Here is a 25,967-nt window from a genome sequence, read left to right as displayed (position 1 = left end):
GAACGCCCGGCATCGGCGTCGCGCGGGCGGTGACGACGCGATCTTAAAAGCTCCTCAATCTTCGGGCATCGCGCTACCATAACCTGCAAGCGCGCACGCGGTCCTCGGCGTTCGGGCGAGTACCGCGACCACGCGGCCCAACCCGGGTCACGGCGCGGGCGGCGGCCTCCGGATCATGTCCAAGCATATCGTCGCGCGCGCGAACCTCCTCGTCTTCGCGGTGCTCCTCGCCATCCTGGTCCTCGTCGGGGCCGTGACCTGGGAGCGGCTCAGCGCCTCACGGGAGGCCCGGGAGTGGTCGCAGCACAGCTACCGCGTGCTGGCCACCTTGAAGGATCTCGCCATTGCCCTCCGCGACGCCGAGACCGGCCAGCGCGGCTACGTCATCACCGGCAAAGACGAGTACCTCGTGCCCTACGAGGCCGCCCGCGACCATCTCGGGTTGCTCCAGGGCGAGTTGCTGAAGCTGACCGCCGACAACCCGGCGCAGCAGGAGCGCCTGCGCACCCTCGCCCCCCTGGTCCAGCGCAAGCTGGAGGAGCTCGGGCAGACCGTGCAGTTGCGGCGCGACGTCGGATTCGAGGCGGCCCAGCGCCTCGTGAACACGGATGCCGGTCGCGGCCTGACGAAAGAGGGTGAGATCACCCTCGCGTCCATGCTGGCCGACGAGGAGACGTTGCTCGCCCGCCGCCTGAGTGAGAACGACGACCGCGCCGCTTGGGTGCGGTGGATGACGCTTGCAGGCTCGGTGCTCGCGGTCCTGACCCTGCTCTGGGCCGCCCGTCTGCTCAACCAGGCGTGGTCGCACTCCTACCGGACCGAGGCCGAGCAGCGCACCCTGGCGCTGCGCCTGCGCACGACGCTCGACAGCCTCAGCCAGGGCGTCGCGGTGTTCGGACCCGACCGGGTGCTGACGAACTGGAACGAGTGCTTCCAGGTGCTGCTCGACCTGCCCAAGGCCATGACGCGGGCGGGCACGTCCTACGCGGCCTTCGTGGAGCATACGTCCGAACCCGGCCGGCCGGCGCTGGAGACGTGGGACCAGATCCGCCACGGCAGCCACAACCCGCGCGAGGCCGTGACTTACGAGCGCGAGCGCGCGGACGGGCACCACCTGGAGATCCGGCGCACCCCGATGCCGGACGGCGGCTTCGTCCTGACCATCTCGGACATGACCAAGCGCGCCCAGGCCGAGGGCGTCCTGCGCGAGGCGCAGAAGATGCAGGCCATCGGTCAGTTGACCGGCGGCATCGCGCACGACTTCAACAACCTGCTGCAGGTGATCCTCGGGAACCTGGAATTCGTGCGAACCAAGGTGGCGGACGACGCCCGGCTACAGCAGCGCATAGAGCGTGCGGCCTGGGCGGCCCAGCGCGGCGCGGCGCTCACCGGCCAGCTCCTCGCCTTCGCGCGCAAGCAGCCGCTGGCGCCGGCCGCCATCGACCTCGCTGCGACGATGCCGGACTTGATCCCGCTGCTGCGGCGGACGCTCGGCGAGCATATCGAGGTGCGCTACGTCGAGACCGCCGGCCTATGGCCGGCGATGGCCGATCCGGCGCAGATGGAGAGCGCCGTCCTGAACCTCGCCCTAAACGCCCGCGACGCCATGCCCGGCGGCGGGCGGCTCACCATCGAGCTCGGCAACAAGGTTCTGGACGAGGCCTACGCCCGCGAACACGCCGAGGTCACTCCCGGCGACTACGCCATGGTCGCGGTCTCCGATACCGGCCACGGCATGACGCCGGAGGTCGTCGCCCGAGTGTTCGAGCCATTCTTCACGACCAAGCCCGACGGCAAGGGCACGGGGCTAGGCCTCGCCATGGTGTTCGGCTTCGTCAAGCAATCGGGCGGGCACGTGAAGATCTACTCCGAGCCCGGCGAGGGCACGACCGTGAAGATTTACCTCCCGCGCGCGGTCAGGGCGGCTGTCGCAAGCCAGCGGATCACCGCACCGTTGGAGTTGCCGCGCGGCTCGGCGACGATTCTCGTCGTGGAGGACGAGGCAGCGGTGCGCGAGATCGCCTGCGCGATCCTGGCCGACCTCGGCTACCGGGTGTTGGAGGCCGCCGACGGCGACGAGGCCCTGCGGGTGTTTGGGGCGAACACCCTCGCCATCGACCTGCTGCTCACCGACGTCGTGCTGCCCGGCAAGGTCCGGGGGCGTGAGCTCGCGGAGCGGATCACCGCCATCCGCCCTGAGATCCCGGTGGTGTTCATGTCGGGCTACACCGAGAATTCCATCGTCCATCACGGGCGGCTCGATGACGGCGTCCACCTGATCGGCAAGCCGTTCAAGCGCGAGCAGCTCGCGCGCAAGGTCGCGGAGGTTCTCGGCGGCCCCGCCAAGACCGTCGAGGCCAACGTGGTCGAACTCCGCCCGCGCACGTCGTAGCGCCAGACATCGCAGAAGCCATCGGGCACGCGTTGACGCTCGCCGTCGGCGTCAATGCCTGGCGGACGGTCACCTCGTGACCTCAGCGGCTCGCAACCTATGTTGTTCCGATGAACACCGATGAGACCGACCTGCAAATGGTACGGCGGCATGTTCGGCAGAGAGCCGGGCACGTCGCCAACCAACGTGCGCTCATCGCTGGGCTCAAGGAACGCGCTCTGCCGACGGGAGAGGCCGAGGTGCTCCTGGCCAGCTTCGAGGACCTTCAGAATGAGCACGAGGCCCACCTTGCCAGGGCTGAGGCGAAGCTGCCGCCCAGGTAGTGTGTGGCCGTTGCCCCGCGGTACCCAAGATCGAATCTTACCCGCTGATGTTCGGTCCCGCTGTGTGGTGGTACGATTGGTGCCGCATGGAGGGACGCGCTATGGGACAGGTTCTCCACGGCAGCGCCACGACGACTGAGACGGTCCGTCGGGCAATCCAAGCTCGTCAAGAGAGCGTGAGGGCCGCCGCCAAGCGCTACGGCATCAGCGCCACGACGGTGCAGAAGTGGCGCTCACGCCAGACCAGCACCGATGCGCGAATGGGACCGAAGGAGCCCCGCTCCAGCGTGCTTAGCCTGGAGGACGAGGCGGTGATCGTCGCCTTCCGGCGGCATACCCTGCTGCCGCTCGACGACTGCCTCTACGCGCTGCAGCCGAGCCTGCCGCATCTGACCCGCTCGTCGCTGCATCGCTGCCTGCAGCGTCACAGCATCAGCCGCCTGCCGGACGTCGATGGCGACAAGCCAAAGCGGTCCCGCTTCAAAGCCTATCCGATCGGCTACTTCCACATCGACATCGCGCAGGTCAGCACCGAACAGGGCAAGCTACACCTGTTCGTGGCCATCGACCGCACCAGCAAGTTTGCATTCGTTCAACTGCACGAGAAGGCGACGCAACGGATCGCGGCAGCCTTTCTACACGATCTAGTGGCCGCCGTGCCGTACATAATCCACACGGTGCTGACGGATAATGGCATCCAGTTCGCCGACAATCATCCGGTAGACGAGGAGGCTGAGGCCAAGGCGGCCGCCTACTGGGCGACCCAGGATCGGCCGCGCATCTACCGCTGGCACTCGTTCGATTGGGCGTGCGAGCAGACGAAGATCGAGCATCGCCTGACCAAGCCGCGCTGCCCGTGGACAAACGGTCAAGTCGAGCGGATGAACCGCACCATCAAGGACGCCACGGTCAAGCGCTACCATTATGCCAGCCACGACGAGCTCCGGCAGCACCTGCAGCTGTTCGTGGATGCCTACAACTACGGTCGCCGGCTCAAGACCCTACGCGGCCTCACCCCCTACGAGTTCATCTGCCAGACCTGGACGAAAGAGCCTGAACGCTTCAGGCTCGATCCGTCACACCACATGCCGGGACCGAACACGTGCCGGGCATGTCGATGTCGGTGAACAGGGCGTCGATGCCGGGCTCGTCCCTTAGGACCTCCAGCGCAGCGTCGGCGGTCTCCGCCTCGATCACCTCGAAGCCGGCATCCTCAAGCATGTCCCGCGCGACCAAGCGCACGAAACCTTCGTCCTCGACGACGAGCACGACCGGTTGGATTGTCGGAGACTTTGCCGTCATCGGGGGAGCTAACTGCACCTGGGGAAAGCTTCCAACATTCAACCTGGGATAAGGTTTCAGCTTCGCAGTTGATGCCTGGGCGTGGCTCCGCACCCGGGAAGCATGCCGCATCCGCAACGTGGGGATGCCGGCCAGGCGTCGGGTGCCACGCTCGGTCGGCCTTGTCGATGCGGCGCATCGGTGCGAGCCGTCACCGACGAGGGAGCCAGGGATGTATCCCGGGCTTCTGCCGTCCCCGGCCTTCGTAATGGGTGGTAGGCGTGACCGTTTCCTGGGCCACGACTTGCCGCTGACCTGTGACACGGATCCAGGTAAATGTCGGGTCAGGCTGAGACCGGGGTCAAGTGGCTGGAGGGCGTCGACCATGAGGCACGGGTAAGGCTCGGAGATGCCGGCCTCCTGCGATCAGTGCGGCGAGCTCATCCCCCGCCCGGGACCTCATCCGTGTGCACGGTGAACCCGGCGAGTGGGGCCGGTCCGAAGCTCGTCGTGATCGCGCAGTCCGTCGCGTCCCGACCGTAGGCCATGACGATGCGGCCGATCCGAGGGCGGTTGTGCCGCGCATCGAACGTGTACCAGCGCGGTCCGGTTGGTCCGTCCAGGTACACCTCGAACCAGGCGGAGAAATCCATCGGCGCCGGGTCCTTGGGCACGCCTATGTCGCCGAGGTAGCCGGTGGCGTAGCGGGCCGGTATGTTCATGCATCGGCACAGCGTGATGGCGAGATGGGCGAAGTCCCGGCAGACGCCGACCTGCTGGCCGTGGCCGTCGAACGCGCTGCGGGTTGCGTCGGCCTGCATGTAGTCGAAGCGCAGCCGGCTGTTCGCGTAGTCGACGACGGCCTGCACGCGAGCCCAGCCCTCCGGCGTAGCCCCGAATAGATTCCACGCTGTCTGGGAGAGCTTGTCGGTGTCGCAGTAGCGCGAGCCGAGCAGGAACCGCAGCGCCTCGTCCGGGAGGTCGTGAATCGGGATCTGTCGAGCGTCGGGGGCGTGCTCGTCCGGCCGGCCATGGTCTTCGATCTCGAAGTCCGCCGACATGGTGATGCGCCCGCCCGGCACGAGGATGCGGGTGGCGACATTTCCGAATGGGTCACGGAACTGTCTCGCCGCGACCGGCGGGTCGAACGCGATGACCTCGCGGCTGCGCAGGTCGGGTTGCCGCTCCGGGCGCACATTGAGCAGCAGGACCATCGGCGTCGGGCCGAACGTGTCGAGGGCGACGGTGTAGCCGCAGCGGATGAGCATGGGGTGGCCTCTGCCTGACGGCTTACCCAGGCAAGAGGCTCACCAAGCGACCGTTCTCAGCCGGCAGTTGGCGGTTCGACCCGACCGGGATGGCTCCGGAACGACAAGTATTCCGGGGCGAAACGCGTGCGGCGGCGTTGTCAGCCCGGGTGCCGCGCATGTCGGTGCTGCGTCGAGGAGTACACGTCGCATGCCGACCGAGGAAGCTGCAGTCCCGCGTCCGCCCGCCCAGGTCCCGCCCCCGCTGGTGCCGGGCCTGCGTGGCCTGCTCACGCTCGCCGTCGGCGTCGTGCTCGTGGCGGCCCTGTACTTCGGACGCGACGTGTTCATCCCCCTCGTCCTGGCCGTGTTGCTCAGCTTCGTCCTGGGACCGGTGGTCAGCCTGCTGCGGAGGATCAAGCTCGGGCGGGTGCCGTCCGTCATCGTCGCCGTCTTGCTCGCGCTGGGCGTCATCGGCGGCTTCGGCGCGATCATCGGCACGCAGGTGGCTGGGCTCGCCGGCAACCTGCCGCAGTAGCAGGTCACCGTGCAGAAGAAGTTCGCCGGCCTGCAGCAGGGTTGGCTCGGCGAGGCCAATCGGGTCATCTAGAAGTTCAGCCATCAGGTCCACGACGTGACCCAGAAGGCCGACGCCGCCGGCACCTCGGCGGCGATGGGACCGGCAGGCGACACGCCCAAGGCGCAGTTGGTCAAGGTTGAGGAGCCCGAGGTCTCGCCGTTGACGCTCGCCCACAACATCCTCGGCCCTGTGGTCGAACCACTGACCACGGTCGGCATCGTGCTGGTGGTGGTGGTGTTCCTGCTGCTGCAGCGGGAGGACCTGCGTAACCGCATGATCCGCCTGTTCGGGTCGAGCGACCTGCACCGCACGACCGTGGCCATGGACGACGCGGCCGGCCGGCTCGGCACCTACTTTCTCGCCCAACTCGGCATGAACGCCACCTTCGGGGTCATCGTCGGCGTCGGGTTGTGGCTCATCGGCGTGCCCAATCCGCTGTTGTGGGGCGTGTTCTCGGCGCTGATGCGCTTCGTGCCCTACATCGGCGCCTTCATCTCCGGCATCTTTCCCGTGGCGCTCGCGGCGGCGGTCGACCCGGGCTGGTCGATGGTCATCGCGACCGCCGCCTTATTCCTCATCGCCGAGCCGGTGTTCGGGCAGGTGGTCGAGCCGCTGCTCTACGGCCACTCCACCGGGCTCTCGCCCTTCGCGGTGATCGTCTCGACGCTGTTCTGGGGCTTCCTGTGGGGCCCCATCGGGCTGATCCTGGCCACGCCCTTCACGGTCTGCCTGGTCGTGCTCGGCCGGCATGTCGACAGCCTTGAGTTCCTCGACATCATGCTCGGCGACCGGCCGCCTCTGACCCCGGTAGAGAACTTCTACCAGCGGATGCTCGCCGGTGACCCGGACGAGGCGCGCGACCTCGGCGAGACGATGCTCAAGGACCGCTCGCTGTCGTCCTACTACGATGAGGTCGCCCTCAAGGGTTTGCAGCTCGCCGCCAACGACTATGCCCGCGGGGTCGTCACGCCGGCGCAGTTGGAAAACATCCGGGCGTCGGCCCGGTCCCTGGTCGAGGATTTCGAGGACAGGGCGGACGCCGAGCCCAACGGTGGCGACAAGGCGATCCACCCCAGGGAGACCCTGACGCTTGCCGAACGGGCTCATCCGAAGAACGAGGCCGTGCCTAGGCAGGCTCCGCCGCGTGAGGCTCTCCCGGAAGCGTGGCGCGGGGAGGCGCCCGTCCTGTGCGTGGCCGGGCGAGGTCCATTGGACGAGGCATCTTCGGCGATGCTTGCCCAGTTGCTGCGTAAGCACGGGCTCGGAGCCCGGGTGGCCGGCTACGAGGCCGTCTCGCGAGACCGCATCCGCGACCTCGACCTTACGGGCGTGGCGATGGTGTGCATCTCGTACCTCGACATCACCGGCAACCCGGCACACCTGCGCTACCTTCTGGAACGGCTGAAACGGCGTGCACCGGATATGCCGGTGTTGGTCGGTCTTTGGCCTGTGGGCGAGAAGGTGCTCAGCGACGCCGCCGTGGGACGGGAGGTCGGTGCAGATGTCTATGTGTCCTCGCTGCGGGACGCGGTGGAGGCCTGCCTCAAGTCGGCGACCCCGCAAACGGGCCCCTCGCGTGTGGCCGCCTGAACGTTAACGAAACGTTCTCACGGACATGGATGTCACCACGCATCCGCAACGTCATTCCGGTTCAAGGCGGGCAGCGCCCTACCGCCGCAACAAAGGCGGCTTGGATCGGGTTGGCCTCAGCATCCGGATTGCCTGCGGTCCGGAACCCACCTTCCGACAGACATGAACCGGACCCCGCATGAGCCTCGCTTCCGCCCTCGGGCTGACCTCTGCCAAGAAGGTCCGCTACGCCTTCGTCGCGCTGGGCGACATCACCCAGGAAGCCATGCTGCCTGGGGTGGCCCATACCGGCAACTCGGAGGTGGTCGCGTTCGTCACGGGCGACCCGGAGAAGGCGCACGGCGTCGGTAAGCAGTACGGCGTCACCGACAGCTACGGCTACGAGCGTTTCGACGAACTCCTGGCCTCAGGCAAGATCGACGCGATCTACCTCGCCACCCCAAACTGGCGCCATGCAGAGTTCGCCATCCCCGCTCTGAAGGCCGGCATCCATGTACTGGTGGAGAAGCCGCTGGAGGTCTCCACCGAGAAGTGCCGCGAGATCCTGGAGGCGGCCAAGGGCTCCTCGGCCAAGCTGATGGTGGCCTACCGGCTGCACTTCGAACCCGCGACGCTCGCCACCATCGACCTGGTCCGGTCGGGCCAGCTAGGCGAGCTCCTGACCTTCACCTCGACATTCACTCAGATGGTCTCGCCCGAAAACCACCGGGCCAGGAACGGCGTCGGGGCAGGGCCGATCTTCGACATGGGCCCATACCCATTGAACGCCGCTCGCTACGTGTTCGGCGACGAGCCGAGCGAGGTGGTCTCGGCCGTCGGCGTGCGCCACCCGGAGGCCGGCCTCGGCGACTTCGACGACACCGTGGCGGTGACGCTGCGCTTCCCGGGTAACCGGCTCGCGCAGTTCGTGCTGTCCTACTACGGCAACGCGCTCGACACATACGCGGTGGTGGGCACGAAGGGCAGCGTCGAGATGAACCCCGGCTACATGTACGGCAAGCCGCTGGAGCACACCGTCACGCTGGGCGAGAGCAAACGCCACGAGAGATTCGAGAACACCGACCATTTCGGTGGCGAGCTGCACTACTTCTCCGATTGCATCCTGAACGACAAGGATCCTGAGCCGGACGCCGAAGAGGGATATGCGGACGTACGCGTGCTCGAAGGGATCGTGCAGGCAATCCAGACCGGCGCTGCCGTGAAGCTGGAGCCGTTCACGCGCACCAAGCGGATCGACACGAAGGCCCAGGCGGAGACCTTACGCGCGCAGAAGTCACCCGAGCTCGTCAACACCTCGAACCCTGGCAAGGGCAAAGAGAAAATCCCGAAGAACTAGTGGTCGAAACCTGACGGTTGAGTCCGTCTCGGGTTTCGGTTTGGGCTGTGTCCTGCGAGTCTGGCGGGATGCGCAGCGGCATCTCCTTCACGCTTCCCGCCTCGGTTCGCCTTCGGCTCGAAGTCCTCGTGGCTGACCGGAACACGCCCCAGAAGCATGTCTGGCGCGCTCGCATCGTGCTGCTGAGCTCCGATGGTCTGGGTACTCATGCGATCATGCGTGAGGCGGGCGTGTCCAAGACCGCGGTCTGGCGCTGGCAGGAGCGCTTCGCACAGGAGGGCCTCGATGGACTCCTTCGCAACAAGACACGGCCAGCCCGCATCCCGCCCCTCGGCCCGGAGGTGGCGGCGCGCGTGGTGGCCCTGACCCAGGCTAATCCGCCCGGTGAGACCACGCATTGGACCGCGGCTGCCATGGCCCAGGCCGCATCCATCAGCGTCTCGTCGGTGCAGCGGATCTGGCGCGGGCACGGCCTGCAGCCACATCGGGTGCGACAGTTCAAGCTTTCTACCGACCCAGCCTTCGCCGCCAAACTGCGCGATGTGGTCGGGCTCTACGTCGATCCACCGGCTCATGCCGTGGTGCTCTCCGTCGATGAGAAGTCGCAGATCCAGGCGCTCATCCGAACGCAGGACCCGTTGCCGATGAAGCCGGGTCAGCCCACGACGACTCCGCCGTGTGCGCACGCAAGACTACGCTGCTGACCCGCGAGGGCTGGCGCGTGACCACGGCCGAGAACGGCGGAGCGGGCCTCGAAGCGGTCTCCGCTGGCAAGCCCGGGCTCGTGCTGCTCGACTTGATGATGCCCGAGCTGGACGGCTTCGGCTTCCTGAGGGAGCTTCGGGCGCGGTCGGACTGGCGCGACATCCCGGTCGTCGTGTTGACCGCCAAGGACGTGACGGCGGCTCGGCGGCAAGGCCGACCGAATCCTGCGGAAGGGCAGCCACAGCATGGCGGACCTCACCGCTACCCTGCGCGCTCTCATGGGAGCGGCCCCGCACGCGGATGATGATGAGAGGCAACCCGACGCGACCGTCAGACCGCCGCGCGCGATTCCATCCGCCTGTGGCCGCAATCGAGCCCGCGGCCGCGGCTCGGTTTGGAGTGAAGCGTGGGCTGGCGTCGGTCAGATAGCCAGGGCGCTTCGTCCTTTCCGCCCGCAATCCCTTCGCGCGCGCAGGCCGCCCACGGGCGGCGTTCGAGCGGCATCCGGACATGCACCCGCAGGCCGTCGGCGGCCAAGGCGACTTCGACGGCGGCCGCCGTCTGCGCAGCCAGGATCTTGTTGAGCAGCCGGGAGCCGAAACCTTCGCGGGTCGGCAGCGCCGGCGGTGGACCGTCATGCTCGTCCCAGGTCCAGGACAGGCACCGACCTGCCGCTCCGTCCTCGACCGCCCAGGTCACCGCGACCCGTCCGCTCGGATGTGCCAGCGCCCCGTGGCGGAGCGCGTTCGTGGTCAGCTCGTGCAACGCCATGCTCACCGGGACCGCGAGCTCCGAGAGAAGCTTCACGCCCGGCCCCCGAAGCGCGATACGGCCATCCTCTCGATCGCGATCGAGCTCGGCCCGCAGCAGGTCCTCGAAAGAGGCGACCTGTTGCCTGGTCCTGGGTGATCAGCGCGTGCGTCCGTGCGAGCGACATGATCCGCCCGAGAAGGCGCGACCGAATTCCGGCAGGGAGACGGCCGAGCGCAGGGTTGCGTTCAAGACCGCCTGCACGGTGGCGAGCGTGTTCTTCACCCGATGGTGGAGCTCGCGTACCATCAGCGCCTGCTGGTGCTCGTAGGCGCGGCGCTCGGTGACGTCGCGCTGGACCGAGACTCAATGAATGATGCGCCCCTGCGCGTTCCTGACCGGCGTGATAAGCCACTCGACGGTGTAGGCCGATCCGTCCTTCCGGTAGTTGAGCGCCTCGCCCTGGAAGGCTTCCCCGGCTGACAACGCGGCGCCGATCCGGTCCAGCGTGGCGCGGTCGGTCTGCGGGCCTCGCAGGAAGCGGGGGCTGCGTCCGGTCACATCGTGGGCCGTGTAGCCGGTCAGGCGCGTGAAGGCCGGGTTGGCGAAGACGATGCTCGGTCCGGGCTCGTCGAGGTCGGCCGTGGTGATGAGGATGGCTTCGCTCGTCGCCTCGATCGCGGCCCTTAGCAACCGCAGGTCGCCCGCCCCGGGCTCGTTCTCGTCTGGACCCGGTACTCGATCATCTCCCCTGAGCGCCGTGTGGCGCGTCGCGCCTTGCGTCCAGGACGACGACGGCCCCGGGGACCCTATCGATGGTACAACCGTGGACGGTCCGGTAAGGTGCCGTCACGGCGATTGTGTCGCGGGGAAGGCGCCTGCCGCCGGGGATGCCATCTGCGTCGCTTCCGACATTCCCGTCGTCGCGCCCGGCGTGGTCCGGCTCACGCCGACACGGGCGGGACGCGCTCAGCGGCTGTTTCTGCAGAGCTTGCGGGTGATTACGAGGATCCTATCCGGCGCGTCGTTCGGCCCGCAGGTGCCGTATGTGCCGTCGAACTCAGGATCGGGCCGCCTGCCGGCAGGCCGTCGGCGACCTCCGGGTTCCCGGGCGGATCGCCGGCCCGTGCCACCGCACCGTTCGCGCAGACCGGCGCCGCGTCCGCGTAGTCGGCGGGACAAAAGCAGTACTCTGCGGCTCCGTTCCGGCGTATCCTGGTGAGAACAGCCATGCGGCATCAGCCACTTACCTGCTGCTAGTCACCAAATCCCGTCCTATGACGGGGATTTTTGTCTTAAATTCGACGTAAGGATCATCGATCGCCCTTCGCCGTTGTGATCCAATGCAAGATGCGCTGATCCGCAAGCTTGAGAGTTTCGAGGACCTCACCGACGCGGATCGCGCGGCTCTGCGGGCGTTCGCCCCGCGGGTGCGGCAGGTGGGCGCGCGGACGGACCTGATCCAGGAAGGCGACGTCCCCGGCAACGTGCATCTCATCCTCGACGGCTTTGCCTGCCGCTACAAGGTCCTGCAGGACGGCCAGCGCCAGATCATGGCCTTCTTCGTGCCCGGCGACTTCTGCGACCTGAACGTGTTCATCCTCGACCAGATGGATCACACCATCGGCACGATCTCGCCCTGCCACGTGGTCGAGATCCCCCGGCACGCCATCGAGGAGATCACGGCGCACCACCCGCAGGTGACACGGGCCTTGATGTGGTGCGCCCTCGTGGATGAGGCCGTGCTGCGCGAGTGGCTGGTCAACATCGGCAGCCGTCAGGCCGACCAGCGGATCGCGCACCTGTTCTGCGAGCTGTTGCTGCGCCTGGACGCGGTGGGACGCGTCACCGACAACAGCTACGCGTTCCCGTTCACCCAGACCGATGTCGCCGACACGATGGGCCTGTCGGACGTGCAGGTCAGCCGCACGCTGCGGGAGTTGCGCGGGCTTCAACTTATCACGCTGAAGCACCGGATCCTGACAATCCTGGACGTGGATCAGCTCAAAGCGTACTGTGGGTTCAATCCCAATTACCTCCACCTCAGGAACGCGCGTTGGAGTAGCCGCCGGCAGGTGCCGTGGCTGAGTAGCGTCCAGGGCGGGTAGAGTTGGCGGACCAGGACAACGTCGAGCCCCTGGTCGTCCTCCAATCCATTTCCGTCGATACGCGCAGCCCGGATCAGGCCGGCATGCTGGTGCTGGTCAACGGGCTGCTCGTGGCGGTTCTGGTCCGCCTTGATGCGTCCTGGCACACGCGTCCTGGGGCTTGGCACATGGAAGCCGGGCTGGGGCGGCTGGCGGGTGTGCGCGCCCCCGTGTTCGACACCCTTCAAGATGCAACGCGCTGGATCCGGCGGCGCCTGCGCGGATCGCACGGCGAGACCTGACAGGTTCGCGACTGGCCGTCGCCGCACGGAACCAGCCCGTCTTGCCGAAGACCGATAGGCTGGGAGCCCGATCCGCGACGAGTTGCACGCCTCTCCGATCGCCCGTTCCCGTCATGGCTGTGGGGTGATCCGCAGGCGATGGTGCCGCCTCCCGCGCGTCGCGGTCGTCAACGTCCCGGGCGCACGGCCGTCGGCCGGCGATCCGACAGTCCGAAACGTGCCGCCGCGCGCTGCCGCAGGCTTCTGACCGCGAGTGCCTGGACACCGGCGCCGGCAACTCAGACGCGACGGCAGCGTGATGTGCCCAGCCAGAAGACGCCAAGTCGAAGAAGAGACAACATTTGATGGATTTTGTGATCATTCCATCCAAAAGAAACATAAATAAGTCGATTTGCTCGGCCTTGATGATTTAATGTTTATCATCGGAACATTCGACTGGGCGACACCATTGAACAATCGCACCCGGCTCGATGCTGGCACCCAGCCGCCTGCTCGGATGGCGACCGGGACGTTACATCGGGCCGCGGGCGATGCGGTTCCGTCGAGCGCCCAAGCCTGTGACCTGATCGAGCAGTCATCGGTACGATCGGCCAAACCATCCCGGCGGCGCCGCGCTCGCACCTCGGCGGCCAGCTTCGCACGGCGTGGAGACCTAGCCTCCATCGGCGCTGCCCCGGCGCCGGAACCCTGACGCACGCGTCGAACCGGAGCCGCCCATGTCTGTCCTCGCCTGGATCGTCCTCGGCCTGATCGCTGGCTTCATCGCGAGCCGGATCGTCAACAACACCGGCCAGGGCGTGCTCGTCGATGTCCTGCTCGGCGTGGTCGGCGCCGTGGTCGGCGGCTTCCTGTTCGAGCAGTTCGGCCAACCCGGCGTCTCGGGCCTCAACCTCTACAGCCTGCTCGTCGCGGTCGTCGGGGCCGTCGTCGTGCTGTGGCTCTACCACGCCCTCGCGGGACGCGGTCGGATCGTCTGATCCGGTCCGGCTGCCCCGTTCCTCTACAACGCGCAATTCTCGGAGACTCACCATGGCTACCGTCACCGATAACACCCTTGCCGCGACAGGCCGCCCCATCCCGGACCGGACCGGGCTCGACCGCGACCTGTCGCAGGGCAGCACGGTCACGCCGGCCGAGGACATGCGCACGATGATGCTGCACTCGGTTTCCTGGGGCGCGGTCCTCGCCGGCGCGACGGTCGGGCTGATCTCCCAGGTCATCCTGAACATGCTCGGCCTCGGCATCGGCCTGTCGACGGTGGATCCTCTGGGCGACGGCACCCCGGCGGCGAGCTCGATCGGCATCGGTGCGGGTCTCTGGTTCGTCGTCTCCGGGGTGCTCGCCGCGGTGGCGGGCGGCGCCCTGGCCGGCCGGCTCTCGGGCAAGCCGTCGACCGCGACCGCCGGCTACCACGGTCTCCTCGCCTGGGCGGTCTCGACCCTCGTGGTCCTGTACATGCTGTCGTCGGCGGCGAGCGGCCTCGTGGGCGGTGCCCTCGGCACGGCCTCGTCGGCCATCGGCGGGATGGGCAACGCCGCGGGCGGGTCCGTCTCCACCCTTGCGCAGGCGGCCGCTCCGTCGTTGACCAAGGTCACCGACCCGTTCTCGGGGATCGAGGCCAACGTCCGAAGCAATACAGGCTCCGATCCGGCGGCCCTGAAGGACACAGCGGTGACCGCCATGCGCGCCGCCGTCTCGGGTGACGGCGCCCAGCAGGCCGCCGCGCAGGAGAAGGCGGCCGTCGCCCTCGCTAAGGCGCAGAACATCCCGGTCGAGCAGGCCCGGACGCAGGTTGGCCAGTACACGCAGCAGTTCAAGGAGACCCTCGCCTCGGCCAAGGAGCAGTCGAAGCAGGTTGCCGACGCTACGGCGCGCCGGGTCTCCCAGGGCGCGCTGTTCGGGGCGCTCGCCCTGATCTTCGGGGCGCTCGCCGCCTTCTTCGCCGGCCGCAGCTCCGCGGTCGATCCGACGGTCACCCGATCCCCGACGCTGACGCCGCGTCGCGCCTGAGGCCACCGGGGCGGGGCAAGCCACGCCTCGACCTTCGACCAGGGCCGGAGCCGGTCAAAACCGGCCCCGGTCCTGCGGCTATTCCGCTCCGCGGCCGCCGCCCGCTTTCGTCCGGGTCCCGGTCCGGACGGTTCCTGCGGTCGTCTCCGCGCTCAACCGCCTCCTCTAACCCCCCAACCGAAGGCATCCACCATGAAGACCGTCTCCACCCTGACCTGCGCGATCACCGCGATAATCCTCTCGGCCGGCCTCGCCGCGGCCGCCCCGTGCACGACCGGAACCACCACTGACAGCACCGGACGCCAAGCTGGGGATACCTCCTCCAACGTCGATGGCGGCTCAACCGCGAATGTGACACCCGGCGCCAAGTCCGAATCCCCTGGTACTGTCGGGGCGATGAACAACGTCGGCGCGAACACGAAGCCCTCGGCCGACCGGGCGAAGGCCCCGGAGGGCAAAGTGATCAAGCCCGGCGACGCGGATTGCTGAGGACCCGGGAGCCCGGCGCTCCGTTCGCACCCGGGGGATGCCCAGCGAGGATTGGGCGTCCCCCGACGACCGATGCGCCGACCCGGCTTGTCGAGGGCCGTCCGGGGCCGTGCCCGATCGGATTGCGCTCCTGCGGCAGGCCCCTGCGGAGACCGGTCGTCCCACCCATCCGCTTCATCCTGAGGTGCGGCGTCTCAGCCGCCTTGAAGGAAGACTTCGGGGATCGCACGGCCGGCTGGAGGGCTCCTTCGAGGCCTGCGCTGCGGCTCCGGCACCTCAGGATGAGGGGCGAGCTGGGATCACCGAGGTCACGGGATGCCGTCGTGTCCGGTGACCTAACGGGATCGCAAGCGGCTCTCGAGATCCCGCCGTTCGTCACCGGCGCCATGCGCCGGCGGGCACGGGCGTCGGTCGTCACGGCTGCGACGGTCCAGTCCTAGGGATCGACAGGCCCGCGCAGCGATGAGCGCGTCACCGGATCAGCTGCTTGCGCACCCAGCGCGTCGCGTGGTCGAGAGTCGGGAAGGCATCCACCCTCATGCCCTGGAGGCGTCCGAACCCTGCCTCCAGGAACCAATATCCCGGATGCTCATGCTCGAGCGCGTCGAGGCGCACCAGCACGGCCACGAGCAGGCCGTTGGCGAGCAACAGCACGCCGTCGCGGTCGAGGCTGCCGGTATCGACCGTGATCGGCTGACGCTTCAGCACGAGCAGCGTCTCGACGTTGCTGCGCCCGGACATCGGCTAGCTCTCCTGGGTCTGACCGGGCCAGCTCAGGTCGCGCCGCCGGCCCCAGCGCGTGTTGCGCAGGTGCAGATAGTTCGGCGTGAAGCCGCAATAGGCCTTGAGCCGCTCGACGTCGAGGACGGTCAGCACCCGCCGCTTCAGGTGGATCAGGCCGACCGCGCGCAGATCCCGCAGCGTCCGGTTCACGTGCACGTCGGACAGGCCCATCGTCTCGGCGATCTGCGTCTGGGTGAGCGGGAACGCGTAGCCGTTGTCGGTGACGCGGCCCACCGCCTCCAGGCGCATGAGAAGCTCGCAGAGCAGGTGGGCGATGCGCTGAGGCGGGAGCCGGCCGCCGATGTTGACGAGCCACTCGCGCAGGACCGCGCCGTCGACCAGCGAGCACCACCAGAAGGCGCGCGCGATGCTGGCGTGTTCCCTGGCGATCTCGTCGATGGCCTGGCGCGGGATGTCCACGACCTGGCAGGCCGAGATCGTGCCGATGGCGTGATCCATCTCGTCGAGGATGAAGACGTTCAGGTCGCAGAAGTCGCCCGGCACGAGCAGGGCCATGATCTGGCGCTGGCCGTCCGGGAGGACCTTGTAGCGGCAGGCGAAGCCGTCGAGGATGAGGAGCACGTTCTCGGGCTTGTCGCCCTCCTGGATCAGATCCTGGCGCGCGCCCACCTGCCGCGCCTTGAGCACCAGGCGGTTCAGGGCCCACCGGGCCGGGTCTGACAACGGCTCGAAGCTCTCCAGCTTCCGCATCAGCGCCTGCTGCATCGGACCGCTCTCACAGGTAAGCAGACGGCGCGACCGTCCGGGCGCGGCCCATCGGGGGAACGTGGCGCCCGGCCTGACCGATCCCGAGCGACCCTCGGCGGGTGCGGTCTCAGACGGTGGCGTCCCGTCCGGCGCTCGCCGGCCCGCGTAAAAAGGAGCCCCGCGGCCCAGACTGGACGACGGTGCCCGACTGGTCTCGGGTCGGAAGGAGCCGTGCGGGCGATAGGGAAGCGAGGAATGCTCGCAGGGCTCGCTGCGCTCACGTCACCGCGGCGACAGTCTGCTGACTGTGCCCGGGATTGCAGGACTCCGACTGGTCAAAAAGCAAGATTGAAAAGGATTTTGCGCTGAAAGTTCATTAAATGACGGCTGGATCTTATAGTGAGTTCAGATTCGACCGAGCCCGTCTTCTGTCCGCCGGTCGGGACAGGCATCGGTACCCGCCCGTTCACCGAGCGTCTCGGTGAACGCGTGCACGGACAGACGGGCGGCGGCACCGGCGCGGCATCCACGGGTTCTGCCGAACGTGCGGACCGGGATCCGGGCGTCCTCACCGCCACAGGACGCTGAAGGGTCCTTCGAAGTCCCCCACCAGGGTCCGGTTGCAGAAGCGGTGCAGGACGGGTCCGTCCGTGGTGCCTTCGCGCATCTCGATCGCCTCGGTGTTCTGGTCATACGCGAAGGTCAGATGGCGGCTGCCGAGGGTGGTCGACAGGATGGCCTTGGCGCCCGCCGGGTCCTGCATCAGCGCGGTCGATCCCTGCACGGCGCGCCACATGATCCCGCCGAGCAACGCCAGGGTGACCGCCTTCATCTGCAGGTCCTCCCCTTCGGATCGCGCGATGACGCTCACCGCGTACCGCCGCACGGCGTCGAGGTCGGTCGTCTCGGACCGGACGGGAGCGAAGAGGGCCATCGGCTTATTCCCGCCGCGTCGCGATGTCGGTTGCCCCGGTCGCGGTGGCGGAATAGCCGCCCCAACCCTCCGTGGAGACGGGCGACGTGCCGCCCCACCCCTCGGCGCGCCACGTCGCGAGGCGCAGCGTCGGATCGACGGAGCCGTGATCCTTCAGGATGCCCAGGACGCGGTCCCGCTGGGCGTCCGCAACCACGAGCTTTAAGCATCGCCGCCCCCTGCCTCAGCGCGGCGCAGCAGGCCTCCAGCGCCTCCGGAGCCACGCCGATCGTCCCGAGCCTGTCCCGGAGGTTGTCGTCGGGAAGCGATGCTCCCGCCCCGGCGCGGCCGTCATCCGAATCGGAGGGGGCGACCACGCGCTGGATCGCCCGCTCGGGGATGCCGGCTGCGACCAGCGTGGCCGTCGCCGCCTGCGCCTTGCCGGGGCTCTGATACAGCGCGAGAATGCCGAGACCTGCCGGCGGAGCTTCGCGCGACTGCGCGGGCTTCTCCGGCCGCGCAGCCGTATCGCCCTCGAATGCGATCTCCGTCCGCGCCCCAGCGATGAACGCGGCGCGCTGGTCCGCGCTCAGCGCGAAGCCGGCGCTCATCGTGGACCCCTTCATCGGAGAAGGATCCGACCACATCCGGTCGCCCGGCCCCTTGTCACAGAAGTTCTGACGCGCGCGTTCGACCACCGCAGCTTCGACCGGATCGTCATTCGCCATCTCGGGCCCACTCATGGGGTGGCGCTCCGCACGGCGGGCTGCGGGAACGCCGGATTGCCGCCGGGCACGCCGCTGCTGGTGGCCGACGACGGGGCGTCCGACCTGCCTGTCTCGGAACCGGTAATCTGCTTGCGCGACGCTGCCTGGCTCTGGCTAGCATAATCGGGCGGCGCGTTCGCACCCTGCCAGATCATCAGACCGGCCAGGGACGTCAGCATCAGGCCGACGCTGACGATCAGGACGTAGAGGGCCGGCCGGCCGCGCTTGCCCTGCCGGCCGTCCTCACCGGAGATGTTGTCTGACACACGTGAACCTCGCTGGCTCGAAGAGGTCGAGCTGAACGAACAACGTGGCCCCTGCGGCTGAAGTTCTGGCCGTGTGACGTTATGGATCAATCGATGAAAGTATTTATCGCGAAAATCAGTGAAAAGATCATTTTCGGATACTTGTTTACCCATAGTGAACGGAGGGCGCCCTCAACGGCTCAAACCCCAGGAACGAACCATGTCGCTCGTCATGTCCGTCGCCCTCGCCCTGGCGGCCACCGGGGGCGCCCTGACGTTGGCCACGGATTCCGGAGCTCCCGTCTCGGAGCAGCTCGCCAGCTGGAATCTCGCCTTCGTCGGAGGCCTCGGCGCCGTGGTGCTCGGCGGATCGGGGGCAGTGTTCTCGGCGCTGGCCGGTTGAGGCCCGGGCGTCGCTCGGGAACCAGGCGCAGCGGCGCGACCGCCGCGCCGAGGCTTAGCCGTGCGGCTTGAACACGACCTTCGTGCACTTGTCGGTCTTGTCCCGGAACGCCTCGTAGAGCGCCGGCCCTTCTTCCAAGTTGGTGGAGCGGTGACTGATGATGAAGGACGGATCGATATCCCCCTTCTGGATGTGCTCCAGCAGGGGCTTCATGTACCGGACCATGTGGGTTTGGCCCGTCTTGAGGGTGAGGCCTTTGTTCATCAGGACGCCGAGCGCCACCGGCCCGACGGGGCCGGCGAAGACGCCCGGCATTGAGACGTTGCCGCCGGGCCGGCACGCCAGGATCGCCTGATTGAGCGCGAAGGGCCGCTCCAGGCTCACCGTGTGCTCCATGATGGCGGAGGACACCTTCTGGAGCGTCGTGTCCGCCCCGTGGGATTCCATCCCGACCGCCTCGATGACCGAATCGGGACCCAGGCCGTGGGTCATCTCCGTGAGCGTGTCCTGCACGTTCTGATGGCCGAGATCGATGGTCTCGGCGCCGGCCTCGCGGGCGAGCGCCAGCCGCTCGGGGACGCTGTCGATGGCGATGACCCGCTTGGCCCCGAGCAGGTAGCAGCACTTCACCGCGAGCACGCCGACCGGGCCGCAGCCCCAGATCGCGACCGTGTCCTCCGGGCCGATGTCGCAATGCTCCGCCGCCTGGTAGGCCGTCGGGAAGATGTCGCTGAGGAACAGGACCTGCTCGTCGCTGAGGCCCTCGGGGACCACGATCGGGCCAACATCCGCGTAGGGCACGCGGAGATACTCGGCCTGACCGCCGGCGAAGCCGCCGGTGATGTGCGAGAAGCCGAACAGGCCGGCGAGCGGGTAGCCGTAGGTCTGCGCCTGCAGCTTGCCGTTCGGGTTGGTCCGCTCGCAGCAGCTCCAGTTGCCCCACTTGCACTGCCGGCACTCGCCGCAGCAGATCGTGAACGGCACGACGATGCGGTCGCCGACCTTCAGTTTCCGGTTGTCACGCCCGACCTCGATGACCTCGCCCATCGTCTCGTGGCCGAGGATGTCGCCGCATTCCATGGTCGGCATGAATCCGCCCATCAGGTGCAGGTCCGAGCCGCAGATGGCGCAGGCGGTCACCTTGATGATGACGTCGCGTCCCTCCTCGATCTTCGGGTCGGGGACCGTCTCGCAGGAGATCGTGCCGCGGCTCTGCCAAGTGAGTGCCTTCATTCCAAATCTCTCCATCGCCCAACAGCGGATCTCTGAAATCAACCGCGGCTTCACGTCAAATGATCCGCATAAATTCACCGTTTGGACTGTGAGATTAAGGTGCCGATTATTTATTGATCCGATCGGGATCGTTCGCTGATCTCCGGTGTTTGCAGAGTGCAGCGCACCATCGGCCCGCGGTCCGCCCGCTATCGCACGGATCGCGGCGGGGACATGCGAACGGTGCGCATTCCCATCGGGACCGACCCGGCCTTCCACACGGGCCGCGCCGCTTCCGATCGATCCCGCCGATCGCGGCGCACCTCCTCTCACCCTTCAGGTTCACGGCATGACGCGACGCACCCACTCCCGGACTTGGCTGGTTCCCGCGCTGCTCGGCTCGGCCGCGGCCTTGGGTGCGGCCGCGCTTCACACGGCGGCGGCGACGCGCCGGGCGGAGGAGCGCACCCCGCCCGTCGGCACCTTCCTGACGGTGGATGGCGTCCGCCTGCACTACCTGGAGCGCGGACAGGGCGATCCGCTGGTGCTCATCCACGGCAACGGCACCCTGATCCAAGACTTTTTGGTCAGCGGCATCGTCGACGATCTCGCCAAGCGCCACCGGGTCATCGTGTTCGACCGCCCCGGCTACGGCTACAGCGACCGGCCACGCGGCTTCTGGACGCCCCGCGCCCACGCCACGCTCTTCCAGAAAGCGCTGCAACAGCTCGGCGTCACGCAGGCCGTGGTCCTCGGCCATTCCTGGGGCACGTTGGTCGCGGTCGCCCTCGCGCTTCAGGCGCCGCGGCTCGTGCGCGGCCTCGTGCTGGCCTCCGGCTACTACTATCCGACGCTGCGCGCCGACGTGATCCTGGCGTCGCCGGTGGCGATCCCCGGCATCGGCGACCTCCTGCGCCACACGGTCTCGCCGCTGGCCGGGCGCCTCATGATGCCGGCCATGATCAAGGGGCTGTTCGCCCCGGCGGCCATCCCCGAGCGCTTCGAACGCAGCTTTCCGAAGGCCATGATGCTGCGCCCGCTCCAGCTGCGCGCTTCGGCGGAGGATGCCGCGATGATGACGCCCGTCACGGTTGAGCTGCAGGCGCATTACCGGGATCTGGACCTGCCCGTCGTGATCATCACCGGTGGGGACGACCAGATCGCCGATGTCGGCCGCCAGTCGCGGCGGCTCCACCACGACATTCCCGGCAGCGAGCTCGTGGTCGTGCCCGGCCTGGGCCACATGATCCATCATCTCGCCCCCGAACACGTCGTCGCCGCCGTGGCGCGCGCGTCGGAGCGGCTCCGTCCGGCGGCTTGAGGGAGGATGCGGCCATGCGGATCGAGACCTGCTTCCTGTTCGACCTCGACGGCACGCTCGTCGACAGCGTCTATCAGCACGTGCTCGCCTGGAACCAGGCGCTCGACGCGGAGGGGATCTCCCTCTCGGTCTGGCGCATCCACCGGAAGATCGGCATGAGCGGTGGCCTGTTCACCAACCAGCTCCTGCGGGAGACGGGGCGGGCGATCAGCGACGAGCATGTCGCCCGGCTGGGCAGGCTGCATGCGGAAGCCTACGGACGGCTCTCGGGGCAGATCCGCCCTCTCCCTGGGGCGAAGGCACTGCTCGACACCCTGACGGCGGCCGGGATCCCCTGGGCGATCGCCACGAGCGGCCGGATGGAGACGGCCCGGGTCAATCTCGACGCCCTCGGCGTCGATCCGGACCGGGTCCCGGTCGTGACGCGCGACATGGTCAAGTACGCCAAGCCGGACCCGGACCTGTTCCTGGCGGCCGCCGAACGGCTGGGCAAGCCGATCGAGAATGCGGTGATCGTCGGCGACTCGATCTGGGACATGCTGGCGGCGCGCCGGTGCCGGGGTCTCGGCGTCGGCCTCCTCTCGGGCGGCTACGGCACCGAGGAGCTGGAGCGGTCCGGGGCCGTGCGGGTCTACGAGGATCCGGCGGATCTCTTGGAGCATCTCGACGAGGTCGGCGGACGCCGCTGAGCTCCGCGCCGGTCAGACGGCGCGGCGCGTCCGGGTTCGCCGGGACGCCCGGACGAGGCGGAGCACGGCGAGAGCGCCCGCGCCCGCGAGGCCGGCCAGGATCAGGGACGGCCTGAGGCCGCTGCGGGCCGCGGCGCGATTCAGGGCGACTTCGAGGCTGCCGGCCATGTTCACCGCCAGCGGCACGGCGCGCGTGTCGAAGAGCAGCTTGGCGGCGGAGGGCCCTGCGTCCTTCCGGAGCATGTAATCTCGCGTGACGGTCAAATTGATCTCCATTAATGAATAATAATTCTTGCGAACAAATCTTTTCAACTGCGGTTTCGAGTGTAACACCGCTCGAACGTTCGTGTTTCCCGAAGTTTTTCAGGCCAGGAGTTGTCCCTTGGAGAAGCCCGTGTTCAGGCCCTACCGTCTTCCCTCCGGGGGATGGGGCTCCGCGCGCTCGGTCGGTAACATCCTGCGGCGGGAAGGGGTGCTGGCGAGCGGACCGATCGCGCTGACGCGGCATAACAAGGTCGAAGGCTACCAGTGCAACAGCTGCGCCTGGGTGAAGCCCGCGAGCCCGTTGCCGTTCGAGTTCTGCGAGAACGGCGTGAAGGCCGTGGCCTGGGAACTCACCGCCCACCGCTGCACGCCGGACTTCTTCGCCAAGCACACGGTCTCCGAGCTGCTGGACTGGGACGAGTACGAGCTCGAGCAGACCGGCCGCCTGACACATCCGCTGCGCTACGATGCGGCAACCGACAGGTACATGCCGGTCTCCTGGGGCCACGCCATCGAGGAGATCGCCCGCGAACTCCTGGCCGTGGAGGACCGCAAGAAGGGCACGGTCTTCTACAGCTCGGGCCGCCTCTCGAACGAGGGCAGCTACCTCTATCAGCTCTTCGCGCGGCTCTACGGCAACAACAACCTGCCGGACTCGTCCAACATGTGCCACGAGACGACCTCGGTGGCGCTGCCGATCAGCATCGGCCAGGGCATTGGCACCGTCTCGCTCGACGATTTCGCCAAGTCCGACTGCATCCTGTTCTTCGGCCAGAATCCGGGGAGCAACTCGCCCCGCATGCTGCACCCGCTGCAGGAGGCCAGCCAGCGCGGCGTCCCGATCATCACCTACAACCCGCTGCGCGAGCGCGGGCTGGAGCGGTTCCTGAACCCGCAATCACCCGCCGAGATGCTGAGCCGCAAGGAGACCCGGATCAGCTCGCAGTACCATCAGGTCAAGGCGGGCGGCGACCTCGCGGCCCTGGCGGGCATCTGCAAGTCCGTGCTGGACGCGCACGACGCGGCGCTGGCGGCCGGCGGCAAGGCGGTGCTCGACGAGGCCTTCATCCGGGAGCACACCCACGGCTTCGAGACCTTCGCCGACTGGCTGCGCGCCCAGGACTGGGACGAGCTGGAGCGCCGCTCCGGCCTGCACCGGGCCGACATGGAGGCGACCGCGAAGGTCTACGGCGCGGCGCGGGCGACCGTCGCGGTGTACGGGATGGGCCTGACCCAGCACCAAGCCGGGGTCGAGACCGTGCAGATGCTGGTCAACCTGCTGCTGATGCGCGGCAATATCGGCCGCAGCGGCTCCGGCATCTGCCCGGTCCGGGGCCATTCCAACGTGCAGGGCCAGCGCACGGTGGGCATCACCGAGAAGCCCGAGCTGTTTCCGCTGGACCGGCTCGGCGCGCAGTTCGGCTTCGAGCCGCCGCGGGAGGCCGGCTACAACACCGTGGAGGCCTGCGAGGCGATCCTGAAGGACGAGGTTCGCGCCTTCTTCATGCTGGGCGGCAACTTCGTCCGCGCCATCCCCGATCACGGCCAGATGGAGCCGGCCTGGCGGCGGATGCGGCTGACCGTCAACGTGATCACCAAGCTCAACCGCAGCGCGCTGCTGCCGGGTGCGGTCAGCTACATCCTGCCGGTGATCGGCCGTCTGGAGATCGACGAGACGACGAAGGGCCAGCAGGTCCTGTCCATGGAGGACACTTCGGCCTGCGTGCACGGCAACCGCGGCCTGCGCAAGCCGGCCTCGCCGCACCTGATCAGCGAGATCCGTCTGATCTGCGAACTGGCGCAGCGGGTGCTCGAGCCCAACCCGCGGGTCCGCTGGGAGGAATACCGGACCGACTACGCGGAGATCCGGAAGGAGATCAGCGAGACCCTGCCGGATTCCTTCTGGGATTACGAGCGGCGCATGTGGGAGCCGGGCGGCTTCCAGCGCGACCTGCCAGCCAAGCGCCGAGATTGGCACACGGAAACGGGCCGGGCCAACTTCGTCACGCCGACCGGCCTCGACGAGGATGCCGACATGCCCCAGGTCGGCCACGCCTCCCTGCGCCTGATGACGCTCCGCAGCAACGACCAGTTCAACACCACGGTCTACGGCTACGACGACCGGTTCCGGGGTATCAAGAACACCCGGAAGGTCGTGTTGATGAACCGCTCGGACATCGACCGCCTGGGTCTGAAGGTCGGTCAGGCGGTGACGCTGCGGACGGTGGCCGACGACGGCGTCGACCGGGCGCTCTCGGGCCTGCTGGTCGTGGCCTACGACATCCCGATCGGCTGCATCGGCGGCTATTACCCGGAATGCAATGTCCTCCTGCCGATCTGGCACTACGCCATCGGCAGCAAGACCCCAGCCGCCAAGGGCATCCCCGTCACGATCCGGTCCGACGGCGACCGGGTGATCGCCCCCCTGCTGGAATACGCCGAAGGCTGACCGAACGCCGGGCGGGGTTTGAACCCCGCTCCGGTGCAAGCCTCGACACCGGCGGTTCCTCCGGTCCGATCCCCGGATCGGGGCCCGGTCCGCGGCCGGCCGGCGGGCCGCCGCGGAGCGGTCGCACGGTCTGTGCCCCCCTCGACGGCGTGCCCGGCACGCCGTCGAAGCAGCGGGCCAGCAGACAAGGGGCTCTGCCTATAATTAATCGCCTCGGAAATCTGTCTTATGACAGCACACGCAATCCACATCGGTCTATTCTAGGGATCATCAGCTGATCCGGGACAGGCTCTGATGACTGGGAGAGCCGCCCGCTTCCGCCTGCAGTGCCGTGGTGGAACGACATGAACTCAGCCCCCGACCAACACGCCTTCGGCATGCTCATCCGCAAGCTGGAGAGCATCACCACCCTGTCGGATGCAGAGCGTCAGGCCGTCCAGAGCCTGCCGGTGCGGATCCAGAACCTCAGCGCCCGTCAGGACATCGTGCGCGACGGCGACCAGCCCACGCATTGTTGCCTCATCCTCGACGGATGGGCCTGCCGGTACAAGCTCCTCAGCCAGGGCAAGCGCCAGATCCTGTCGTTTCATATTCCCGGCGACATCCCGGACCTGCAGAGCCTGCACATCCTCACGATGGATCACAGCCTCGCCACGCTGACCAAGGCCGTCGTGGCCTTCATCCCCCACGAGAGCCTGCACGATCTCACGGCTCGCTTTCCGAACCTCGCCGCCGTGTTCTGGCGCGACACGCTGATCGATGCGGGCATCTTCCGGGAGTGGCTGGTCAGCATGGGCCGTCGCTCGGCCTTCGAGCACGTCGCGCACCTGTTCTGCGAGCTGTACCTGAAGCTGCAGGCGGTGGGCTTGGCGGGCGATCACCGCTGCCCGCTGCCGCTCACCCAGACCGATCTCGCCGATGCGCTCGGGCTGACGCCCGTGCACATCAACCGCGTGCTGAAGGAGATGCGCGGCCGGACCCTGATCACGCTCCGCAGCCAGATGCTCGTTATTGAGGCGTGGGACGAACTTCTGCGGGTCTCCGAGTTTGACCCAACGTACCTGCAGCTTGAGAAGCGGGCGGCCGGGTGAGCGACGGCTGCGCCGTGGCAGTCCGCCGCG

26 protein-coding genes and 2 pseudogenes are annotated in these 25,967 nt (G+C 67.9%); 16 read left to right on the top strand and 12 right to left on the bottom strand.

Features of this window, described 5'->3' with window-relative positions; all coding sequences use genetic code 11:
- Nucleotides 1-175: 175 nt before the first annotated feature.
- Nucleotides 176-2,392, top strand: coding sequence for a CHASE3 domain-containing protein (locus LXM90_RS10475; protein WP_234082606.1), 2,217 nt, complete (start codon nt 176-178; stop codon nt 2,390-2,392).
- A 424-nt stretch (nt 2,393-2,816) separates the two neighbouring features.
- Nucleotides 2,817-3,842: an IS481 family transposase gene (locus LXM90_RS10470; protein ID WP_234082603.1), complete on the top strand. Its 1,026-nt coding sequence runs from the start codon at nt 2,817-2,819 to the stop codon at nt 3,840-3,842.
- Here LXM90_RS10470 and LXM90_RS32000 read toward each other — a convergent pair.
- Both LXM90_RS32000 and LXM90_RS10460 read right to left on the bottom strand, forming a co-directional pair.
- On the bottom strand, nt 3,778-3,936 hold the full coding sequence (locus LXM90_RS32000) for a hypothetical protein (protein WP_326491906.1): 159 nt from the start codon (nt 3,934-3,936) through the stop codon (nt 3,778-3,780). The two genes, LXM90_RS10470 and LXM90_RS32000, sit on opposite strands and share 65 nt — an antisense overlap.
- 500 nt (nt 3,937-4,436) lie before the next feature.
- Nucleotides 4,437-5,264 (bottom strand): transglutaminase-like domain-containing protein, encoded by an 828-nt coding sequence (locus LXM90_RS10460; RefSeq protein ID WP_234082600.1) that lies wholly within the window; start codon nt 5,262-5,264, stop codon nt 4,437-4,439.
- A 190-nt stretch (nt 5,265-5,454) separates the two neighbouring features.
- Here LXM90_RS10460 and LXM90_RS10455 point away from each other — a divergent pair.
- The 4 genes and pseudogenes from LXM90_RS10455 (at nt 5,455) to LXM90_RS10440 (ending at nt 9,758) form a co-directional block, all read left to right on the top strand.
- Nucleotides 5,455-7,413 (top strand): annotated as a pseudogene (locus LXM90_RS10455) (AI-2E family transporter).
- 178 nt (nt 7,414-7,591) lie between these two features.
- On the top strand, nt 7,592-8,749 hold the full coding sequence (locus LXM90_RS10450) for a Gfo/Idh/MocA family protein (RefSeq protein WP_234082597.1): 1,158 nt from the start codon (nt 7,592-7,594) through the stop codon (nt 8,747-8,749).
- 68 nt (nt 8,750-8,817) lie between these two features.
- Nucleotides 8,818-9,417, top strand: a pseudogene (locus LXM90_RS10445) (IS630 family transposase); the annotation flags it as partial.
- 53 nt (nt 9,418-9,470) lie between these two features.
- Nucleotides 9,471-9,758: a response regulator gene (locus LXM90_RS10440; RefSeq protein WP_326491897.1), complete on the top strand. Its 288-nt coding sequence runs from the start codon at nt 9,471-9,473 to the stop codon at nt 9,756-9,758.
- Nucleotides 9,759-9,784: 26 nt separating this feature from the next.
- Here the strand turns inward: LXM90_RS10440 and LXM90_RS10435 are convergent, their stop codons facing one another.
- The 3 genes from LXM90_RS10435 to LXM90_RS10425 all read right to left on the bottom strand — a co-directional run bounded on the left by LXM90_RS10435 (nt 9,785) and on the right by LXM90_RS10425 (nt 10,897).
- Nucleotides 9,785-10,261, bottom strand: coding sequence for a sensor histidine kinase (locus tag LXM90_RS10435; RefSeq protein WP_234083109.1), 477 nt, complete (start codon nt 10,259-10,261; stop codon nt 9,785-9,787).
- Between the two features lie 102 nt (nt 10,262-10,363).
- Nucleotides 10,364-10,513, bottom strand: coding sequence for an HWE histidine kinase domain-containing protein (locus LXM90_RS10430; protein WP_085986734.1), 150 nt, complete (start codon nt 10,511-10,513; stop codon nt 10,364-10,366).
- Nucleotides 10,514-10,570: 57 nt separating this feature from the next.
- Entirely contained in the window at nt 10,571-10,897 is a 327-nt protein-coding gene (locus LXM90_RS10425; RefSeq protein WP_234082595.1) for a PAS domain-containing protein, read from the bottom strand.
- 650 nt (nt 10,898-11,547) lie between these two features.
- Between LXM90_RS10425 and LXM90_RS10420 the strand changes: the two genes are divergently transcribed.
- From LXM90_RS10420 to LXM90_RS10400, 5 genes are all read left to right on the top strand, one after another.
- Nucleotides 11,548-12,312 carry a Crp/Fnr family transcriptional regulator gene (locus LXM90_RS10420; RefSeq protein WP_042669341.1) on the top strand — a complete coding sequence of 255 codons (765 nt, stop codon included), beginning with the start codon at nt 11,548-11,550 and terminating at the stop codon, nt 12,310-12,312.
- A gap of 2 nt (nt 12,313-12,314) precedes the next feature.
- The gene (locus LXM90_RS10415) at nt 12,315-12,593 is read left to right on the top strand and encodes a hypothetical protein (RefSeq protein ID WP_049961771.1); all 279 of its coding nucleotides are present in this window, start codon (nt 12,315-12,317) and stop codon (nt 12,591-12,593) included.
- Between the two features lie 716 nt (nt 12,594-13,309).
- Nucleotides 13,310-13,570: a GlsB/YeaQ/YmgE family stress response membrane protein gene (locus tag LXM90_RS10410; protein ID WP_042669340.1), complete on the top strand. Its 261-nt coding sequence runs from the start codon at nt 13,310-13,312 to the stop codon at nt 13,568-13,570.
- A gap of 52 nt (nt 13,571-13,622) precedes the next feature.
- Nucleotides 13,623-14,603 (top strand): PhnA-like protein, encoded by a 981-nt coding sequence (locus LXM90_RS10405; protein WP_419149857.1) that lies wholly within the window; start codon nt 13,623-13,625, stop codon nt 14,601-14,603.
- Between the two features lie 192 nt (nt 14,604-14,795).
- Complete coding sequence (locus tag LXM90_RS10400) at nt 14,796-15,092, top strand: hypothetical protein (protein WP_234082593.1); 297 nt, start codon at nt 14,796-14,798, stop codon at nt 15,090-15,092.
- Nucleotides 15,093-15,563: 471 nt separating this feature from the next.
- On the opposite strand, the gene LXM90_RS10395 is transcribed toward LXM90_RS10400, so the two are convergent.
- From LXM90_RS10395 to LXM90_RS10375, 5 genes are all read right to left on the bottom strand, one after another.
- A complete protein-coding gene (locus LXM90_RS10395; protein WP_042669338.1) occupies nt 15,564-15,833 on the bottom strand; it encodes a hypothetical protein in 270 nt (89 codons plus the stop codon).
- Between the two features lie 3 nt (nt 15,834-15,836).
- A complete protein-coding gene (locus LXM90_RS10390) occupies nt 15,837-16,601 on the bottom strand; it encodes a Crp/Fnr family transcriptional regulator (protein ID WP_234082590.1) in 765 nt (254 codons plus the stop codon).
- A 550-nt stretch (nt 16,602-17,151) separates the two neighbouring features.
- Nucleotides 17,152-17,517 carry a hypothetical protein gene (locus LXM90_RS10385; RefSeq protein WP_234082588.1) on the bottom strand — a complete coding sequence of 122 codons (366 nt, stop codon included), beginning with the start codon at nt 17,515-17,517 and terminating at the stop codon, nt 17,152-17,154.
- Nucleotides 17,518-17,521: 4 nt separating this feature from the next.
- Nucleotides 17,522-17,713: a hypothetical protein gene (locus tag LXM90_RS10380; protein ID WP_234082585.1), complete on the bottom strand. Its 192-nt coding sequence runs from the start codon at nt 17,711-17,713 to the stop codon at nt 17,522-17,524.
- Nucleotides 17,714-18,235: 522 nt separating this feature from the next.
- Nucleotides 18,236-18,529: a hypothetical protein gene (locus LXM90_RS10375; RefSeq protein WP_042669334.1), complete on the bottom strand. Its 294-nt coding sequence runs from the start codon at nt 18,527-18,529 to the stop codon at nt 18,236-18,238.
- Nucleotides 18,530-18,728: 199 nt separating this feature from the next.
- Here LXM90_RS10375 and LXM90_RS10370 point away from each other — a divergent pair, with 199 nt between their 5' ends.
- Complete coding sequence (locus LXM90_RS10370) at nt 18,729-18,911, top strand: hypothetical protein (protein ID WP_205834009.1); 183 nt, start codon at nt 18,729-18,731, stop codon at nt 18,909-18,911.
- 54 nt (nt 18,912-18,965) lie between these two features.
- On the opposite strand, the gene LXM90_RS10365 is transcribed toward LXM90_RS10370, so the two are convergent.
- Nucleotides 18,966-20,144, bottom strand: coding sequence for a zinc-dependent alcohol dehydrogenase (locus LXM90_RS10365; protein ID WP_205834010.1), 1,179 nt, complete (start codon nt 20,142-20,144; stop codon nt 18,966-18,968).
- A gap of 328 nt (nt 20,145-20,472) precedes the next feature.
- Here LXM90_RS10365 and LXM90_RS10360 point away from each other — a divergent pair, with 328 nt between their 5' ends.
- Entirely contained in the window at nt 20,473-21,444 is a 972-nt protein-coding gene (locus LXM90_RS10360; RefSeq protein WP_042669331.1) for an alpha/beta fold hydrolase, read from the top strand.
- A gap of 14 nt (nt 21,445-21,458) precedes the next feature.
- Nucleotides 21,459-22,133: an HAD family hydrolase gene (locus LXM90_RS10355; protein WP_042669330.1), complete on the top strand. Its 675-nt coding sequence runs from the start codon at nt 21,459-21,461 to the stop codon at nt 22,131-22,133.
- A gap of 12 nt (nt 22,134-22,145) precedes the next feature.
- On the opposite strand, the gene LXM90_RS10350 is transcribed toward LXM90_RS10355, so the two are convergent.
- Nucleotides 22,146-22,376 carry a hypothetical protein gene (locus LXM90_RS10350; RefSeq protein WP_234082583.1) on the bottom strand — a complete coding sequence of 77 codons (231 nt, stop codon included), beginning with the start codon at nt 22,374-22,376 and terminating at the stop codon, nt 22,146-22,148.
- A gap of 139 nt (nt 22,377-22,515) precedes the next feature.
- Here LXM90_RS10350 and LXM90_RS10345 point away from each other — a divergent pair, with 139 nt between their 5' ends.
- Together LXM90_RS10345 and LXM90_RS10340 are read left to right on the top strand one after the other, a co-directional pair.
- Nucleotides 22,516-24,846 carry an FdhF/YdeP family oxidoreductase gene (locus LXM90_RS10345; protein WP_234082581.1) on the top strand — a complete coding sequence of 777 codons (2,331 nt, stop codon included), beginning with the start codon at nt 22,516-22,518 and terminating at the stop codon, nt 24,844-24,846.
- A 344-nt stretch (nt 24,847-25,190) separates the two neighbouring features.
- Complete coding sequence (locus tag LXM90_RS10340) at nt 25,191-25,937, top strand: Crp/Fnr family transcriptional regulator (protein ID WP_042669329.1); 747 nt, start codon at nt 25,191-25,193, stop codon at nt 25,935-25,937.
- Nucleotides 25,938-25,967: the final 30 nt, after the last annotated feature.

It is taken from the genome of Methylobacterium oryzae, from assembly GCF_021398735.1.
Classification (GTDB): domain Bacteria; phylum Pseudomonadota; class Alphaproteobacteria; order Rhizobiales; family Beijerinckiaceae; genus Methylobacterium.
This window is presented reverse-complemented; position numbering and strand designations above follow the sequence as displayed.

Bases quoted from the DNA above. Each gene is read 5' to 3' on its own strand.
- LXM90_RS10460 (WP_234082600.1), bottom strand. From the start codon at position 5,264: ATGCTCATCCGCTGCGGCTACACCGTCGCCCTCGACACGTTCGGCCCG.
- LXM90_RS10390 (WP_234082590.1), bottom strand. From the start codon at position 16,601: ATGCAGCAGGCGCTGATGCGGAAGCTGGAGAGCTTCGAGCCGTTGTCA.
- LXM90_RS10360 (WP_042669331.1), top strand. From the start codon at position 20,473: ATGACGCGACGCACCCACTCCCGGACTTGGCTGGTTCCCGCGCTGCTC.
- LXM90_RS10450 (WP_234082597.1), top strand. From the start codon at position 7,592: ATGAGCCTCGCTTCCGCCCTCGGGCTGACCTCTGCCAAGAAGGTCCGC.
- LXM90_RS10395 (WP_042669338.1), bottom strand. From the start codon at position 15,833: ATGTCCGGGCGCAGCAACGTCGAGACGCTGCTCGTGCTGAAGCGTCAG.
- LXM90_RS10430 (WP_085986734.1), bottom strand. From the start codon at position 10,513: ATGGTACGCGAGCTCCACCATCGGGTGAAGAACACGCTCGCCACCGTG.
- LXM90_RS10370 (WP_205834009.1), top strand. From the start codon at position 18,729: ATGTCGCTCGTCATGTCCGTCGCCCTCGCCCTGGCGGCCACCGGGGGC.
- LXM90_RS10410 (WP_042669340.1), top strand. From the start codon at position 13,310: ATGTCTGTCCTCGCCTGGATCGTCCTCGGCCTGATCGCTGGCTTCATC.
- LXM90_RS10385 (WP_234082588.1), bottom strand. From the start codon at position 17,517: ATGGCCCTCTTCGCTCCCGTCCGGTCCGAGACGACCGACCTCGACGCC.
- LXM90_RS10400 (WP_234082593.1), top strand. From the start codon at position 14,796: ATGAAGACCGTCTCCACCCTGACCTGCGCGATCACCGCGATAATCCTC.
- LXM90_RS10355 (WP_042669330.1), top strand. From the start codon at position 21,459: ATGCGGATCGAGACCTGCTTCCTGTTCGACCTCGACGGCACGCTCGTC.
- LXM90_RS10405 (WP_419149857.1), top strand. From the start codon at position 13,623: ATGGCTACCGTCACCGATAACACCCTTGCCGCGACAGGCCGCCCCATC.
- LXM90_RS10470 (WP_234082603.1), top strand. From the start codon at position 2,817: ATGGGACAGGTTCTCCACGGCAGCGCCACGACGACTGAGACGGTCCGT.
- LXM90_RS10420 (WP_042669341.1), top strand. From the start codon at position 11,548: ATGCAAGATGCGCTGATCCGCAAGCTTGAGAGTTTCGAGGACCTCACC.
- LXM90_RS10350 (WP_234082583.1), bottom strand. From the start codon at position 22,376: ATGCTCCGGAAGGACGCAGGGCCCTCCGCCGCCAAGCTGCTCTTCGAC.
- LXM90_RS10365 (WP_205834010.1), bottom strand. From the start codon at position 20,144: ATGAAGGCACTCACTTGGCAGAGCCGCGGCACGATCTCCTGCGAGACG.
- LXM90_RS10475 (WP_234082606.1), top strand. From the start codon at position 176: ATGTCCAAGCATATCGTCGCGCGCGCGAACCTCCTCGTCTTCGCGGTG.
- LXM90_RS10340 (WP_042669329.1), top strand. From the start codon at position 25,191: ATGAACTCAGCCCCCGACCAACACGCCTTCGGCATGCTCATCCGCAAG.
- LXM90_RS32000 (WP_326491906.1), bottom strand. From the start codon at position 3,936: ATGCTTGAGGATGCCGGCTTCGAGGTGATCGAGGCGGAGACCGCCGAC.